This is a genomic window from Sutcliffiella halmapala, assembly GCF_002019665.1.
Taxonomy (GTDB): domain Bacteria; phylum Bacillota; class Bacilli; order Bacillales; family Bacillaceae_I; genus Sutcliffiella_A; species Sutcliffiella_A halmapala.
On sequence record NZ_KV917375.1, the window covers coordinates 3735644 to 3750224 of the forward strand.

General features: G+C 38.2%; 21 protein-coding genes. 10 read left to right on the forward strand and 11 right to left on the reverse strand.

The window, feature by feature from the left end; genetic code table 11:
* Window positions 1-36: 36 nt before the first annotated feature.
* The 4 genes from ntdP to fabL form a co-directional block, all read right to left on the reverse strand.
* Window positions 37-567 carry a nucleoside tri-diphosphate phosphatase gene (ntdP, locus tag BK580_RS18460; protein ID WP_078381749.1) on the reverse strand — a complete coding sequence of 177 codons (531 nt, stop codon included), beginning with the start codon at window positions 565-567 and terminating at the stop codon, window positions 37-39.
* 133 nt (window positions 568-700) lie between these two features.
* Complete coding sequence (locus BK580_RS18465; RefSeq protein ID WP_078381750.1) at window positions 701-952, reverse strand: YgaB family protein; 252 nt, start codon at window positions 950-952, stop codon at window positions 701-703.
* Between the two features lie 247 nt (window positions 953-1199).
* Complete coding sequence (locus BK580_RS18470; protein WP_078381751.1) at window positions 1200-1397, reverse strand: gamma-type small acid-soluble spore protein; 198 nt, start codon at window positions 1395-1397, stop codon at window positions 1200-1202.
* 82 nt (window positions 1398-1479) lie between these two features.
* Window positions 1480-2229 carry an enoyl-[acyl-carrier-protein] reductase FabL gene (gene fabL, locus BK580_RS18475; protein ID WP_078381752.1) on the reverse strand — a complete coding sequence of 250 codons (750 nt, stop codon included), beginning with the start codon at window positions 2227-2229 and terminating at the stop codon, window positions 1480-1482.
* Between the two features lie 133 nt (window positions 2230-2362).
* On the opposite strand from fabL, the gene BK580_RS18480 reads away from it, so the two are divergent.
* The gene (locus BK580_RS18480; protein ID WP_078381753.1) at window positions 2363-2587 is read left to right on the forward strand and encodes a hypothetical protein; all 225 of its coding nucleotides are present in this window, start codon (window positions 2363-2365) and stop codon (window positions 2585-2587) included.
* Between the two features lie 48 nt (window positions 2588-2635).
* Here the strand turns inward: BK580_RS18480 and mutY are convergent, their stop codons facing one another.
* Both mutY and BK580_RS18490 read right to left on the reverse strand, forming a co-directional pair.
* The gene (gene mutY / locus BK580_RS18485) at window positions 2636-3739 is read right to left on the reverse strand and encodes an A/G-specific adenine glycosylase (protein WP_078381754.1); all 1104 of its coding nucleotides are present in this window, start codon (window positions 3737-3739) and stop codon (window positions 2636-2638) included.
* 15 nt (window positions 3740-3754) lie between these two features.
* The gene (locus tag BK580_RS18490) at window positions 3755-4072 is read right to left on the reverse strand and encodes a hypothetical protein (RefSeq protein WP_078381755.1); all 318 of its coding nucleotides are present in this window, start codon (window positions 4070-4072) and stop codon (window positions 3755-3757) included.
* Between the two features lie 218 nt (window positions 4073-4290).
* Between BK580_RS18490 and BK580_RS18495 the strand changes: the two genes are divergently transcribed.
* Entirely contained in the window at window positions 4291-5274 is a 984-nt protein-coding gene (locus BK580_RS18495) for a metal-dependent hydrolase (RefSeq protein WP_078381756.1), read from the forward strand.
* 108 nt (window positions 5275-5382) lie between these two features.
* Here the strand turns inward: BK580_RS18495 and BK580_RS18500 are convergent, their stop codons facing one another.
* Complete coding sequence (locus tag BK580_RS18500; RefSeq protein ID WP_078381757.1) at window positions 5383-5652, reverse strand: YfhJ family protein; 270 nt, start codon at window positions 5650-5652, stop codon at window positions 5383-5385.
* Window positions 5653-5807: 155 nt separating this feature from the next.
* Here BK580_RS18500 and BK580_RS18505 point away from each other — a divergent pair, with 155 nt between their 5' ends.
* Both BK580_RS18505 and BK580_RS18510 read left to right on the forward strand, forming a co-directional pair.
* Entirely contained in the window at window positions 5808-5975 is a 168-nt protein-coding gene (locus tag BK580_RS18505) for a small, acid-soluble spore protein K (protein WP_078381758.1), read from the forward strand.
* A gap of 28 nt (window positions 5976-6003) precedes the next feature.
* Window positions 6004-6174, forward strand: coding sequence for a YpzG family protein (locus BK580_RS18510; protein WP_078381759.1), 171 nt, complete (start codon window positions 6004-6006; stop codon window positions 6172-6174).
* A 39-nt stretch (window positions 6175-6213) separates the two neighbouring features.
* Here BK580_RS18510 and BK580_RS18515 read toward each other — a convergent pair whose 3' ends face one another.
* Entirely contained in the window at window positions 6214-6540 is a 327-nt protein-coding gene (locus BK580_RS18515; RefSeq protein WP_268877418.1) for a YfhH family protein, read from the reverse strand.
* Window positions 6541-6935: 395 nt separating this feature from the next.
* Complete coding sequence (locus tag BK580_RS18520; RefSeq protein WP_078381760.1) at window positions 6936-8585, reverse strand: L-lactate permease; 1650 nt, start codon at window positions 8583-8585, stop codon at window positions 6936-6938.
* A 112-nt stretch (window positions 8586-8697) separates the two neighbouring features.
* Here BK580_RS18520 and BK580_RS18525 point away from each other — a divergent pair, with 112 nt between their 5' ends.
* On the forward strand, window positions 8698-9357 hold the full coding sequence (locus tag BK580_RS18525; protein ID WP_078381761.1) for an SDR family NAD(P)-dependent oxidoreductase: 660 nt from the start codon (window positions 8698-8700) through the stop codon (window positions 9355-9357).
* Between the two features lie 8 nt (window positions 9358-9365).
* Here BK580_RS18525 and recX read toward each other — a convergent pair whose 3' ends face one another.
* A complete protein-coding gene (recX, locus tag BK580_RS18530) occupies window positions 9366-10157 on the reverse strand; it encodes a recombination regulator RecX (protein WP_078381762.1) in 792 nt (263 codons plus the stop codon).
* A 113-nt stretch (window positions 10158-10270) separates the two neighbouring features.
* Between recX and BK580_RS18535 the strand changes: the two genes are divergently transcribed.
* The 5 genes from BK580_RS18535 (at window position 10271) to BK580_RS18555 (ending at window position 13699) form a co-directional block, all read left to right on the forward strand.
* Entirely contained in the window at window positions 10271-11182 is a 912-nt protein-coding gene (locus BK580_RS18535) for a TIGR01777 family oxidoreductase (protein WP_078381763.1), read from the forward strand.
* Between the two features lie 23 nt (window positions 11183-11205).
* The gene (locus BK580_RS18540; RefSeq protein WP_078381764.1) at window positions 11206-12333 is read left to right on the forward strand and encodes an amidohydrolase; all 1128 of its coding nucleotides are present in this window, start codon (window positions 11206-11208) and stop codon (window positions 12331-12333) included.
* Between the two features lie 223 nt (window positions 12334-12556).
* Complete coding sequence (locus BK580_RS18545; RefSeq protein WP_078381765.1) at window positions 12557-13117, forward strand: GNAT family N-acetyltransferase; 561 nt, start codon at window positions 12557-12559, stop codon at window positions 13115-13117.
* Window positions 13118-13241: 124 nt separating this feature from the next.
* Window positions 13242-13364 (forward strand): YfhE family protein, encoded by a 123-nt coding sequence (locus tag BK580_RS18550; RefSeq protein ID WP_078381766.1) that lies wholly within the window; start codon window positions 13242-13244, stop codon window positions 13362-13364.
* 137 nt (window positions 13365-13501) lie between these two features.
* The gene (locus tag BK580_RS18555) at window positions 13502-13699 is read left to right on the forward strand and encodes a YfhD family protein (protein WP_078381767.1); all 198 of its coding nucleotides are present in this window, start codon (window positions 13502-13504) and stop codon (window positions 13697-13699) included.
* Window positions 13700-13746: 47 nt separating this feature from the next.
* Here BK580_RS18555 and BK580_RS18560 read toward each other — a convergent pair whose 3' ends face one another.
* Complete coding sequence (locus tag BK580_RS18560; RefSeq protein WP_078381768.1) at window positions 13747-14262, reverse strand: DoxX family protein; 516 nt, start codon at window positions 14260-14262, stop codon at window positions 13747-13749.
* Between the last annotated feature and the right edge of the window lie 319 nt (window positions 14263-14581).

Here is a 14581-nt window from a genome sequence, read left to right on the forward strand (position 1 = left end):
ATTTGTACCAGTCACCTTTTTTATACGCCATAATTATTATCCTTGGTAAGTTAAATAACGTTCATACCATAAGTCGATAAAGTCTGGTGCAAAAGGACCTTTTCTTTGTCTAATCCATGAAATTAACGTGTTTACGTTACTTCTAAGTATTTTATCGATCACATCCGGATACTTCATTTCATTTCGATGCTTCTCATACTCATCTTCATCTAATAAAATAAATGTCATATCTGGGAATACTTTTATATCTAAATCATAATCAATATATTTTACTGCTTCGTCATCAGCAATGAATGGGGAGCTTATATTGCAATAATAATAAACACCGTCTTCCCTAATCATGCCAATTATATTAAACCAATGTCTAGCATGGAAATAACAAATTGCAGGCTCCCTCGTAATCCAAGTTCTTCCATCCGATTCGGTTACAATTGTTTTATCGTTTCCACCAATAACAAGGTTTTGCGTCCCTTTTAACACAGTAGTTTCATCCCATACTCTGTGGATTAGGCCATTGTGTTTATAACTATGTATTTGTATTGTTTCTCCTTCTTTGGGACAACCCATCCTTCTCCCCTTCTTTCATTTTTTGCCGCCTCGTCTCAAAAAAAGCAACCTTTTTAATCATTATAACGGTATCTGGTAGATTTTAAAACAAAAGAGCCATCTTTCTCTTCAGAAGACCGCTCTTTTTTAAATATTATAACGTTCCCTGAGTATTATAGGAACGTATTGCTTCCACTGTTTGTGATTCGAAAACTAACTGAATATCATTTAATTCTTTTTTCATGATTTGAATATCCTTCTTTAGATCCTGAAGTTTTGCAGCCTCCTCTTGTAATTGCTTGAGCTGCTGCTCAGCTTGCTGGCATCTTTCTATTTCAGACTGTAAAAACAATAGTCTGTCCATTGTCTTTAACTGCTCCGCTACTGCCATATCGAATTTATCCATACTTCTTCCTCCTTACCTAACTAAACCTTCTTCTATATATCATTCTTTTCTTAACCTACAATCCCTTTGACAACATCTGTAGACCTATTAGAACTTTTGTCGATTGATTTTGTAAGAGATGTTTCATTGGATGGTTAGGGACTGGATTGTTGGTGAGTACTTAGAGGTTTTGATGGGAGAACTGTCGATAGATAATAGAAAAGCACTCCCTATCGGTAGGATAAGGAGTGCTTTGTTGTGAAGCTTATTAGTTTTGTTGATTTTGTTGGTTTTTTTGCGCTTGAGATTGAGCGTTTTGTTGTTTTACTTCTTGTGCGTTTGTTTCACTTCCGAACTCAGCACCATATTGTTGTTGGTGGTTTTGAGCGTTTTGTTGTTTCACTTCTTGGATATTTGTACCAGAAGCAGTTTTACCTGCTTGATTTTGTTGGTTGTTGTTTGCCATCGTTTATCACCTCCACGAAATTAAGATAACCAAGAGGTAATAAAACTATGACAAAAAAATAAAAATTTCTTTTTGTATAAATTTAGACGAGTAGTGAACGTCCTCCGTCGACAATGATTGTTTGACCTCTAATCATGCTTGCTTCTTCAGATAAAAGGAACATTACTGTATTTACTAGGTCGTTTGGCTCTACCATTCTGCCTGCTGGAGTATTTTTCTTTGCATCTTCTAATAATTCTTCACGATTCGGAAAATGTTTCAGTGCGTCGGTATCTACTGCTCCTCCTGAAACCGCATTGACCACGATATTTTTATCCGCCAGTTCGACTGCCAGATAGCGTGTTAATGCCTCAATCGCAGCTTTTGAAACTCCTACTGTCGTGTAATTCTTTAAATAGCGAATAGACCCTAGGGAACTGATACTAACAATTTTCCCGCCACCTACTTTTTCCATCCTTTTTGCCGCCTCTTGTGCTAAAAATAATAAAGCCTTTGCGTTTATATTCATTGTCCAATCCCAATGTGACTCTTCTAAGTCCATTACATGTCGCAGAACACCTGAAGCTGCATTGCTTACCAATAAATCTAAACGTCCGAATTCCTCATCAATTTTTAGAAACATTTCTTGAATTTTTTCTGGTTGCCCTACATTCGCTTTGATAATCAAAGCTTTTACACCAAGTTGCTCAATTTCTGCTGCTGTTTCTTGGGCTGCCGCTTTACTACGATTGTAGTTAATTACTATGTCATATCCTTGACTTGCTAATTGTAGCGCGATTTTTTTGCCAATCCCTCTGCTGCTTCCCGTTACTAAAGCTACTTTATTTGCCATTCTAAAAGCACTCCTTTATGTATAAAAACTAATTTAATATATATCAGTATAGTCTTATTTGTTTCATCGAACAATAATTGGGTAGATTTTTAGTAAAGAGAGACAGAGTTCATGAAAAGGAGGAGGGATAGATATGTACGTCGGTAGAGATATGACCGAATTATCCATGATGACGAAAAAAGACTGGCAAGACAGTGAATTAGCCTATTTCCACCACTCGCTACAGCAAATGGTTCCCTATCTAAATGTAGAGGGACAAAGCATCCATAGAGAAATAGTCGAAGAAATTGAAGCAAGGGGTGGTCTAAAACGCAGTGAGGCTGATTATACCCATGGAACAAGAATGAGCTACGACTGATTTCCACGAATAAAAAGGATCCACCATTATGGTAGATCCTTTCCGTTATTATTCTTCTTTTTTATATTTCTTCCACATATTCTGATGAGATACAGGGAAAGCAAATTCCTTTAACTCTTCTTCGGAAACTACTACAACGTCATTACGATTAATGGATTGTCCTTTAAATTTCCCTACATATACATTAATATCCCAGACAAGATGGGAGAATACATGACGAATATCACAAAGATACTCATGCATCTCAACTTCAAGACCATATTCCGTTTTCATGAAGCTTTGTAATTGTTGCTTTGGGGTACCTAGCTCCTCCACTTTAGAAAAATTAGGGAATTCCCATAAATTCGCAAGTAGACCTTCACTTGGTCTTTTTCGAATTAAATAATTGTTATTTTCATCCAAAAAAATACCGGCAACCAAGGAAACTTGTTTGGTGGCTTTCTTTTTTGTTTTCACAGGAAGTTCACGTTGAACTCCCTCTTGAAAAGCCCGGCAATGCTCCTGAACTGGACACAGCATACAGGATGGTGAAGTGGGAGTACAGACAATAGCCCCAAGCTCCATTAGGCCTTGGTTAAAAAATGATGGATTATCTTTTGAGATTAAATCACGTATTACTGCTTCAAAAAGCTTTCTTGTTTTTGGTTTTGCGATATCTTCTCGTATTAGTAACACCCTAGATAGTACACGCATAACATTTCCATCTACAGCTGGCTCTGGGACTCCATATGCAATACTTAAAATCGCGCCCGTTGTGTAAGGTCCGACACCTTTCAACGAGGAAATTTCTTCTACATTATTTGGAACAATACCTTCGTAACGCTCGTGAACTTCCCGTACAGCACTTTGTAAATTTCGTGCTCGAGAATAGTATCCTAACCCCTCCCACGCCTTTAGTACTCTATCCTCGTTTGCATTCGCTAAACTTTCAATGTTTGGGAACTGCTCGATAAAGGAATTAAAATAAGGTATAACCGTATCAACCTTTGTTTGTTGGAGCATAATCTCAGAAACCCAAACTTTATATGGATCCTGATCTTTTCTCCATGGTAAATCTCTTTGCTCTTGGATGAACCAATTTATTAAATCGTTGCAAAATCCATCTACCTTGAAATTCTTAAGCAACTCATGCTGTGTAATATTTTTATTCAAAATAAACCTCCGGGATTAACTTGTAATTTTTAAACCGATATATTGAATTTTACCAACTTTTAGATCCATACACTCAGAAAGTTCTTGAAATACTTGATGTCTGGAAGAACTCCTTAACTTTTTTAAAGCAAAGTAATGAGATTCACTAGGTAAGAAAAAGGACTCAGTATAATAAGTGATACCTTTCTTATAGGACGTTTTGGTCCACTTAATTTCTTTAGCACCTATTTCTTTCATGATATTAAGAACATGTTTCATCGTTTGCTCATACTTTTGTATGACATTATCTTTTATAGGATATTCAATGAAAATATGCAACCGTTTTGTTATCATGTTTGAAAACACCCCTTTTGAACAAACTAATAAGAAAAGCGGATGTGGCTTGGTCAGCTCCGACAAGCATAAGACAGGTTTCCGTAAGAGGTCGACTTTTACCTCTGAAGGAAAGATGACTTATGACTCGAGGAGCTAGCCACTGGAGCTAGACAATAAGAAAAGCGGATGTGGCTCGGTAGAATTAAATACATCCAAAACAAAAAGGAGGGAGACCATTGGATACTGGAACACATGTGGTGATGGGTCTAGCTATCGGATCGATGGCGACCATCGATCCTTATGTTGCTAGTAGCCCCGAAACAGCTACTGCTATCATGATTGGAGCAATAATTGGATCGCAGGCTCCTGACTTAGATACCATCTTGAAGTTAAAAAATAATGCTAAATATATCCGAAACCATCGGGGAATTACGCACTCTATACCTGCAATATGTCTATGGCCACTAGGAATTGTCGCAGCAATTTACGCCTTTATTCCGGATGCAAATTTACTCCATCTATGGATTTGGACATTTTTGGCCGTAGTCCTGCATGTTTTTGTCGACATTTTTAACGCTTATGGGACACAAGCCCTTCGTCCCTTTACAAAAAAATGGATTGCTCTTGGAATTATTAATACCTTTGATCCCATAATATTTGGTTTGCATATAGTCGGCCTCGTCCTATGGGGATTTGGGCTACATGCTGGATATACTTTTTTAGCGATATATGTCGTTCTTATTGGCTATTACATTCTACGATACCAAATGCAGCAAAAAGTGCTACGCCAAGTGAGAACAGTGGTTCCTAACGTTACCAATACCATAATCTCTCCAACTATTCACTTTAATCAGTGGCATCTGGCCATTACTGCTGAAGGAAGTTTTTATGTTGCAAGATCTGTGAAGAATCAAATTATCATTCATGATACATTTGAAAAGGTACCACTACCTGAAAATGCAATGATCGAAGCAGCAAAACTTGATGATAATGTTTCCGCCTTTTTATCGTTTTCGCCTGTATATCGATGGGAAATGGAAGAATATGATGACCACTATGAGGTCCGATTCATCGACCTTCGTTATCGAAGCAAAGAAGAATACTACCCATTTGTTGCGGTCGTACAGCTAGATTTAGATCTCCATATCCTAAGCTCTTATACCGGCTGGATATTTAGCGAGGAAAAGTTAAGACAAAAATTAGATATCATTCCAAATTAAAAAAAAGAGGAACTAGCCTACGTGACTAGACAATAACCAACACAGAGAAGTCTCCCCAAAATACATTACCCGATCCTTTTAATAAAAAGATCGGGTATTTTCATTTCATTAGTGAGAAAAAAAATCATCTCCATCTAATAAATGCTTGTACTTCGGATTGTTAGAAAGGAATTGATGAAGTGATTCGCCATGGCGTTCAATAATCCCTGATACCATACGTTCAGTCATTTCCTTCCCTTTATATTTATACCCTGCTCTCGCATAAGTACTTTCAAAATCCTCCCATAAATGCTCTACCCAGGTTCTCGCTTTTTCATAAGAGAGAGCAGGGTTTTTCTCTAGGAGTTGATCAGTTAATCGTTCAAAATATTTATCCATTTTGTTCACCTCATATGGTTTGTTTTCACTTTTCTTATCATCACATAATTTGGGGTGATAAATCCAATAATATATATAGGTGCCTGACTCCTACTGCTTTAAAGCAGTAGGAGTCAGGCACCACAGCAATGCAATGATTGTAGGAGGCGATTCGTTTGAGGAATAAAGCTAAGGGCTTTCCATATCCAAATGACAACAAGTTTGATCAAGGGGAAAACATGGAAAAAGCGGATTATGCATCGAAACGCGCAAATGGAACGATTAACACGCATCCCCAAGAGCGTATGCGTGCCTCTGGCGCAAAGGAAGATATCACCTATTAAATTTTTTCTACTATAGGAGGGTCTTACATTGGGCAAACAATCAGGCAGAGCTTTTTATAACAACCGTTTTGTCACGAAAGAGAATCCTTTTCCACAACCGTTTGCTAGCGCTAAACACGCCTACCATCAAGTAAACGGGCAAACATCACAAGCTCAGAACACTCAGATTTTGGAAGTAATGACCAGAAAGAGATCTTAACGTAAAAAGCAAAGAGGGTTACTCCTCTTTGCTTTTTGCTTATTCATTCTTCATTAACATCGAAATAGGTAAGCCTTCTTCTTCCTTACTTATCTCTTCACCGTACACTCTATTTCCCCAAGCGAAAACTCCGTTCATATAATCAATTTTAAAGAAAACACCTGGGTCTCCTTCTAGTTCATATATATCACCTGGTTTATAATCATCAGGATTTAACATATAAGCCTTTGCCATCGTTATTTTTCTTTCCAATACGGCAAACTCATTGACGATTCCTAGTTGCTCAGCTTTTCTTGCTTTTTCTTTGAGTGTTGCTATCTCTTGATGTAATTCATGTGCAGTCATCTGACTATAACGTTTTTCCACTTACCTTCCCCCTACTACATTTACATAACTCAAGAATAGCATGCTTTAAAAGAAAAACAAATCTTAAAAACCTCCTCTATCAAAGCTCCTCATTAGTTCGAGACTAAAACAGAAATCAACAGGATGTTTAACTGGCCACCCAATTTTTAAGGTAGACACCATGCAATGAAAAGAAAAATCGCACCATGGATAATAAAAAAGTGGACCGCTGAGTATCCCCCGTCCCCCCTGATGATTGTAGTGCAAGGCGTGAGACTCCTGCGGTAATGCGAGTCGAAGGGAGACCCCGCAGGCGCATAGCGCCGAGGAGGCTCCCAAAACCGCCCGCGGAAAGCGAACGCCTGGCACGGAAATCATCAGGGTCTTCAAAGATGTCCTTTTATTTTCAGACTAGGCTAAAAAAATAAGAACAACACACCCATCCCCACTAAACCGGCCATAAGAGCGTAAAATAACATCGGAATCACTGTATAACGAATAATCGTTCCCTCTTTCCCTAACAAGCCAACAACCGACGCTGCTGCCACTACATTGAGGACACAAATCATATTTCCAGCATTTGCTCCAAGAACCTGTAGGGCTACGATAGTGCTTGGATCAAAACCTAATTGATCTGCAATGGAAAATTGGAAGAGGGTAAACATCATATTACTAAAAGTTGAACTCCCAGCAATAAAGGAACCAAGACTCCCTATTATTGGAGCAACCAAAGGCCAGGCTAAGCCAAACGTGCTACTCGCTATATTAGCAAGCTCGAGTGGCATACTCAGTAATTCAGCATTATTAGTGGAAGAGTTGATAAATATTCGAACCATTGGAACGGCAGCTCCTAAGGCAATCAAACTACCTCCCATTGTCATGAGTGATTGCTGCCATACTTTTCTTACTTGAGCATGTGGCATCTTGTAAAAAAGATGTGCCAGAAGTACCACTATCACAAATATTGTTCCAGGTAAATATAAGGGCTCTAGCATTAACCCTATGTTAGTCCCTAATATACCGTCCCAGCGAATTTTGACAGCCTTTAACCATGCTTTAAATGGGAATAAGTCTACCCTTGTTAGCACTAATAGAATTGCTACTATTATATATGGAACCCATGCCTTCTTTAATGTCATAGAAGAAACGTGATCTTTTTTACTACCGCCGTTTTCTTTTTCAGTCTGCAAAGTCCAATCCTCTTTCGGGAGTAACCATTTTCTTTTCGCAACCGGTATTATAATCGCTAATCCAAGGAGACCTCCAATCATGGAAGGAAACTCTGGACCTAAGAGACTTGCTACGATAAAGGCACAGAAAGTGAAAGTGAACCCTGCTAGCAATGCAAATTTCCAAACGGCAAACCCGTCTTTCCACGATTTTTTCGGACTGAAAAATCGGGTGAGCATTATTACTAAAATTAGCGGAATAAATGTTCCGATGAAAAACTCGATGAGTGAAATTTTTATTGCAACTTGTTGTAGAAATGTAGCCAAATCTTGTTGTCCAAGTACATTAGCCACTTCTATGGCTACAGACTCTCCTTGTCTTAAACCTTGGTCTACCCCTACAATAATGGGAGTACCTACCGCTCCATAGGAAACAGGAGAGCTTATCGCAATAAGCATTAACACGATAGCGGCAAGCGGTGGAAAGCCTAATGCTACTAGGATGGGAGCACCAATTGCAGCGGATGTTCCAAAGCCCGCAGCTCCTTCAATAAACGCTCCAAACAACCAAGCGACAATAATGAGTTGCACTCGCATATCCTTTGTAATCACTGTAAATCCTGTTCTTATAGCTTCTAATGCTCCACTATCTTTTAGCGTATTTAACAAGAGAATGGCACCAAATATTATCCAAAGAATAGAAAGCGCAATGAGAATTCCCTCTATCATGGAAGCAGCTATAATTATTCCTGGGACTTTCCAAAAAATGAAAGCTAGCAATGTCGTAATACCTAAACTAATCGGCATCGCGATTGTCGCGGGAAGCCGGAGTATGACTAAAAATAAAAAAACCGTTAGAATGGGGGTTAGTGCAGTGAGTATCTGCATGGATGTCATAGGGGATCACCACTTTCTTTTAACTTCACTTTTATTATAATATAAAGTTTGCTCAATATTTCACAAACTTTATGACAAAGTGATGAATACTACTATTAGGAGCGTACTTTACATGCATACTATACTAATTACTGGTGCTGGAACTGGCCTTGGAAAAGAGTTGGCCCTAGTTTATGCCAAAAAAGGACATACCATTATTCTCACGGGGAGAAAAAACGCCCCACTTCAAGAGGTTAAAGCTATGATTGTTGCAGATGGGGGACGCGCTTTCTCTCATACCTTGGATTTAACACAATTAGCAGACGTACAAAGAAAAGTTGCAGCTATTACAGAGGAACATACAGTAACTTATTTAATCAACAATGCTGGTGTCGGTTGCTTTGGATCATTAACAGAACTTGCTAGTGAAGAAATTGAATTAGCCATTCAAACAAATGTCCTTGGTACGATTTACTTAACGAAAGAACTTCTGCCTCATCTCTTAAAGCAGCAGCAGCCGAAAATTATGAATATCATTTCGACAGCTGGACAAAAAGGAAAAGTTAATGAAAGTGTATATGTTGCAAGTAAATTTGCAGTACGTGGGTTTACTGAAAGCTTACAGAAAGAATTAGAAGGAAAAGTCATGGTAACAGCGACTTATATGGGCGGCATGGACACTCCTTTTTGGAATGGAACCGATCATATTAAAGATAAATCAAGATTAAAATCTCCTAAAGAAGTTGCAGAGATTATTACTAGCCAAGATGTATTACCTGAAATTCATGTTTAGTGGGGGCTCTACTCTTCCCCCTCTAGCCACCTATCAATTAAATCCATGGAAAAGCCCTTGCGATATAGGGCTCCTTTCATTTTCATTTTATATTCATATCCTTCTAGTGAAGCATATTTACGGTGATATTTTTCTGCCTGTTTCACAATGGCGTCCCATTCTTCTGAAGTATCCTTTTCAAGGTCTGCCTCACTCACAGCATCTTTAATAATAGAGAATGAATAGCCCTTTCTTTTTAACGCTTGCTCCACTTTCTGAATCATAATTTTAAAAGCATCTTTTTTATATTTCGAATGATTTTTATGCACAAGTTTTATTGCATGTTCTAGTTCCGTTTCATAACTATATTCTACAAGGGCATCTTCAATCGTATTCTTGTCCACCCCTTTTTCCAAAAGTTCCTGCTTGATAACGTCCCTGCCTTTTAAGGTCGTTTGCACTTGTGTCCGTACATAAGCTATCGCGAATTCTGCATCATTTAAATAACTCTGCTCTTTGAGTTTAATTATAATTTCTTTAATAACATAACCCTCCATTTCCTTTTCCTTTAAATATCGTTCGATTTCTTTTTCCGTTCTCATTCGATAGGACAAATAATGAATAGCAGATAGATATGCCTTATTTATTTGATCACTATAAAGAATTTCTTCTATATCAAGTTCATCTAATTCCTTCCCTTTTACAAGTTGAAATTTAATTAAAGTGCCTTCATATACAGCAAAAGCATACTCTTCATCAAGAAAGATATTAAAGCGTTCTTTATTTTTTTGTTGAGCCGTAATTTTAGTTATTTTGCGCATTTACATTCACCTCATATGTTTTAGTAGCCAATCACCTTGAGTTAATTAAAGGATATTTAGGGAAAAGAACTAATACTATAAGTAAGATATTTTCTAAGAGAGGATGGTCGAACATGAAGATAGCCATTGCAGGGGGAACTGGACTTGTTGGTTCAGCTCTTACTGACTATTTAGTAGATAAAGGACATCATATATACATCTTAACGCGAAACAGCTCGAATAAAAAGGAAAAACCTCAAATCATGTATGTTGAATGGCTCCAAACAGGTTCAGTGCCTGAAAATTCCCTCGAAGGAATAGATGCAATTATTAACTTAGCAGGTGAATCAATCAATAGTAGTCGCTGGACTAAGCAACAAAAAAGAAAAATTATTGAGAGCCGTCTCTCTGCTACGAAAGAAATGCATAGAATAGTTAATACGATGCAGAAAAAACCTGAGGTATTCGTTAACGCCAGTGCGATTGGGTACTATGGAACATCCCTTAATGAAACCTTTACGGAAAAAAAAACCACACCAGGTTCAGATTTTCTCGCCTCCACTGTTTTTTCTTGGGAGAAAGAAGCGGAACAAATTAAAGAACTAGGTGTCCGAACTGTTTTTACTCGATTTGGAATAGTTCTTGATAAAAATGAAGGGGCACTCCCGAAGATGGTTCTCCCATATAAAATGTTTGTTGGGGGAAAAATTGGTTCTGGAGACCAGTGGATGTCATGGGTCCATATTAAGGATGTCGTTTGTGCTATTGCATTTTGTATCGACAATAAAGAGATAGAGGGTCCGGTTAATGTAACAGCCCCTACCCCTCTGCCGATGAAGGATTTCGGAAAAATACTAGGAAGTGTCATTAGTAGACCACATTGGTTTCCAACACCAGGATTTGCGTTAAAATTGGCTTTAGGAGAAATGAGCGAACTTGTCTTAAAGGGCCAGAAGGTATTACCTGTAAAGTTAGAAGAAAGCGGCTATAATTTCTTTTATAATCAGCTTGAAGACGCTTTGTCCAACATATTACAATCAAAATAACGACAGAAATTTAGGAGTTACCTATGAGCATAATCCATTTTAAAAATGCGATTGTTTATCCTATTACCTCCCCCCCTTTAAATAATGCGGATATCATGGTTGAAAACGGAAAAATCAAGGAAGTTGGGGAAAATTTAAATCACCCGCTGGTAGAGATGGTTATCGATTGTAAAGGTAAATATTTGTTTCCTGGTTTTATTGATGTGCATACTCATCTCGGTTTATATGACGAAGGAACCGGTTGGGCTGGGAATGATGCGAACGAAACCATTGACCCACTTACCCCTCATATCCGGGCCTTAGATGGAGTTCATCCATTAGACCAAGGATTTCAAGATGCGATTCTTGCAGGTGTCACCACTGTTCACATTATGCCTGGGAGCGCAAATGTCATTGGGGGCACAACCTCTGTCGTTAAAACAAGAGGTGTAAACATTCAAAAGATGCTAGTGAAGGAAACGGCTGGTTTAAAAATTGCTTTTGGAGAAAATCCTAAAAGAATTCATAGCCATGGAAATAAAGATTCCATCACGAGAATGGGGATTATGGGTATGCTTAGGGAAGCATTTCATCAAGCTAAGCACTGCGATAACCCAGACAATTTACGTGTGAAACCTATTGTGATGGCGCTAGAGCAAAAAATACCTGTCAAAATACATGCACATCGAGCAGATGATATTATCTCGGGAATTCGTTTTGCAGAAGAATTTGACCTTCGCTACACGATAGAACATTGTACAGAGGGTCACTTAATTGTCAATGAATTAAAGGATAAGAACCTCAAGGTTTGTGTTGGTCCAACTTTGACAAGGAAATCCAAAATCGAATTGAAAAATAAGAGTTGGAAAACTTATCAGAGCTTAGCTGAAAATGGTGTGGAAGTTTCGATTACTACAGATCACCCTTATACACCTGTCCAATACTTAAATGTGTGCGCAGCCTTAGCAGTTCGCGAAGGACTCGATGAACAAAAAGCGCTTGAGGGAATTACTATTTTAGCTGCTAGAAATATCGACGTAGATGAGCGAGTTGGGAGTATCGAAGTCGGCAAAGATGCAGATTTAGTTCTATGGTCTCATCATCCTTTTCAATTCCTTGCAAAGCCTGTCATGACAATGGTTGAAGGTGAAATAATTTACCAAAAAAATTAATAAAAAAGTTGTTTCTTTTTTAAATAAAATCGAGTATGATACGAAAGTAAACAAAATTAAATCAACTAACACTTTGTTTCTAAAATGTTAGGGAAGGCAAATGGTGCGCCACCAGTTTTACTGGTTCTAGTGGGTTCGATTCCCACCCCGAAATTTTTTGTAATTTAAAAAATTTCGAGGGTGGGTCACGTGACAGTTCTGCCCTCAATTGGAGGGATAAGACATGCTCAAAAAACGTGATTTTCACGAATCGCTTGCTCTTTATGAGCTAATGGTGCACCCTGAAGTCTTCCCTTTTGTGCGTCAAAAAGCCTTTTGCTATGATGAGTTTGTGTTCTTAACAAAACAAACTATCGAAGCAGAAGAGCGCGGAGAATTGATTTCACGTACCATTCTTGATGAGTGGGGCGCTCCAATTGGGACTATCAATTTATTCGACGTGCAAGATGGAGCAGGTTTTCTCGGTACATGGTTAGGTAAACCATACCATGGTAAAGGCTATAACCAAATTGCAAAGGACCAGTTTTTCGATGAATTGTTCTACGAACTAGATATTCAATCCATTTTCATGCGCATTCGTAAAGTTAATATTCGCTCCATGAAAGCTGCTGAAAAACTCCCTTATGTAGTCCTTGCAAACGAAACCCGCAAAAGCCTGCTCGACGAGATCAACGGCGGCGAAGATATCTACAATTTATACGAAATCTCTAAAGACCAATATACCCTTTACAAACTACGTACTCAGCATGAATTATTGCATGAGGAGCAGTTGAAGGAAGCTTAATAATGGTACTTGTCCTTGTCACGTTAACAAAATTAGCGCGATTTGGGCAGGTGCCTTTTTTGTATATTTTTCCACTACTTCGCTGATACTAATTGGGAGTACATATTCCAAGGAGGTTTTCAAGATGAGTGAGAAAAAGCGAAGAGAAAAAACAAAAAGAACATTAAGTAGCTCCCAGGAAGTAACCTATTCAAGGGAATTCAAAATGGCCGATCGTGTTGGAGGCTTTTTAGGGAAAAGACGGTAGTTTTAGGTGCCAGGCACTTTTCGAAAATAGTCGAAGGTAGGAACTCCCTCTCATTACTTGATGGATTTTTGGTGACCATACATACGAAGACATCTTTTTAGCATGCTTTTGTCTATCACAGTTTAGGAGGGCTTCTAATGGGCCGATCACGTGGGCATAAATCAAGAGGTAAGAATAAATCGTCTCTTCCACAAGTACCTAAAAACGCTAAGACATTTAATCATGATGCTGAATTTGCGAAGGAATATGGTGCAGACAGTGAAATATTAGAAGCCCAAGCGCTTGCTTCAGCAGCTGGGATTAAGAGAAACAGTAAAACGGATACGTTTAAATAGTAAGACAGAACAGGCACCACCCGTTGTTAGGTGGTGCCTGTTTATAATTAATGAGCTGTTACTTCCTTATGATTCATCGTATCTTTTTTATCCTGACGTCGTTGGTTCATTTTTTCTTTTATAAAACGAATGGCAAATCGATCAAGTCCGTAGATGTGAGCCGCTGTACCAGCTGCTAGTAAAAGTATTGCCACTGTGTAAAGAATTGGATTCGTGCTCAGCGTACCAGCTAGTAAAAAGTTTAAGTTCATGAATGCTGCTGCGATTAATGCTGGCACTGTTGCTAATCCTACTATTAAACCAATTCCCACTAACACTTCTCCCCAAGGAATAAGAATATTAATCAATTCTACGTTTGGTAATGCGACATTTTCTAGAAATCCTGCGTACCACCCTTTCACTGCTGGGTTTTCCCCACCAGCCTTAGCTATGGCACCGTGTAAAAATCCAGCTGCATCAAAGTTTCCTATTTTTGGTAGTCCTGCTTGTAACCATTGTATACCTAACCATATTCTCAGTACTGTCCATAGGATTGCCATCTTTGGTCCTCTTAACCATTTCATGATATATTCCTCCTAATTATTTGTGAAGTATTTCACAAATGTTTATAAAAAAATATTCAATTAGTTATTAGCCGGCTAGCTGTATTTTCTTTCAGAAAGTTTGTGAAGTATTTCACTTACTTTCTATCTTTACTATAATTCATTCTACAAAGTTTTACAATAGAGTTCACAAATAGTTCAAAATATTTATTTTTGTTAACAATTATTGTCCGCAAAGCTGTGGACAATGTTAGTAAATCGTATGATTCCTGTTATATCAATATATATTAATAGTAGGAATGTGAATAATATTTTGTGGAAAAGCGCCACATCGCCTGTT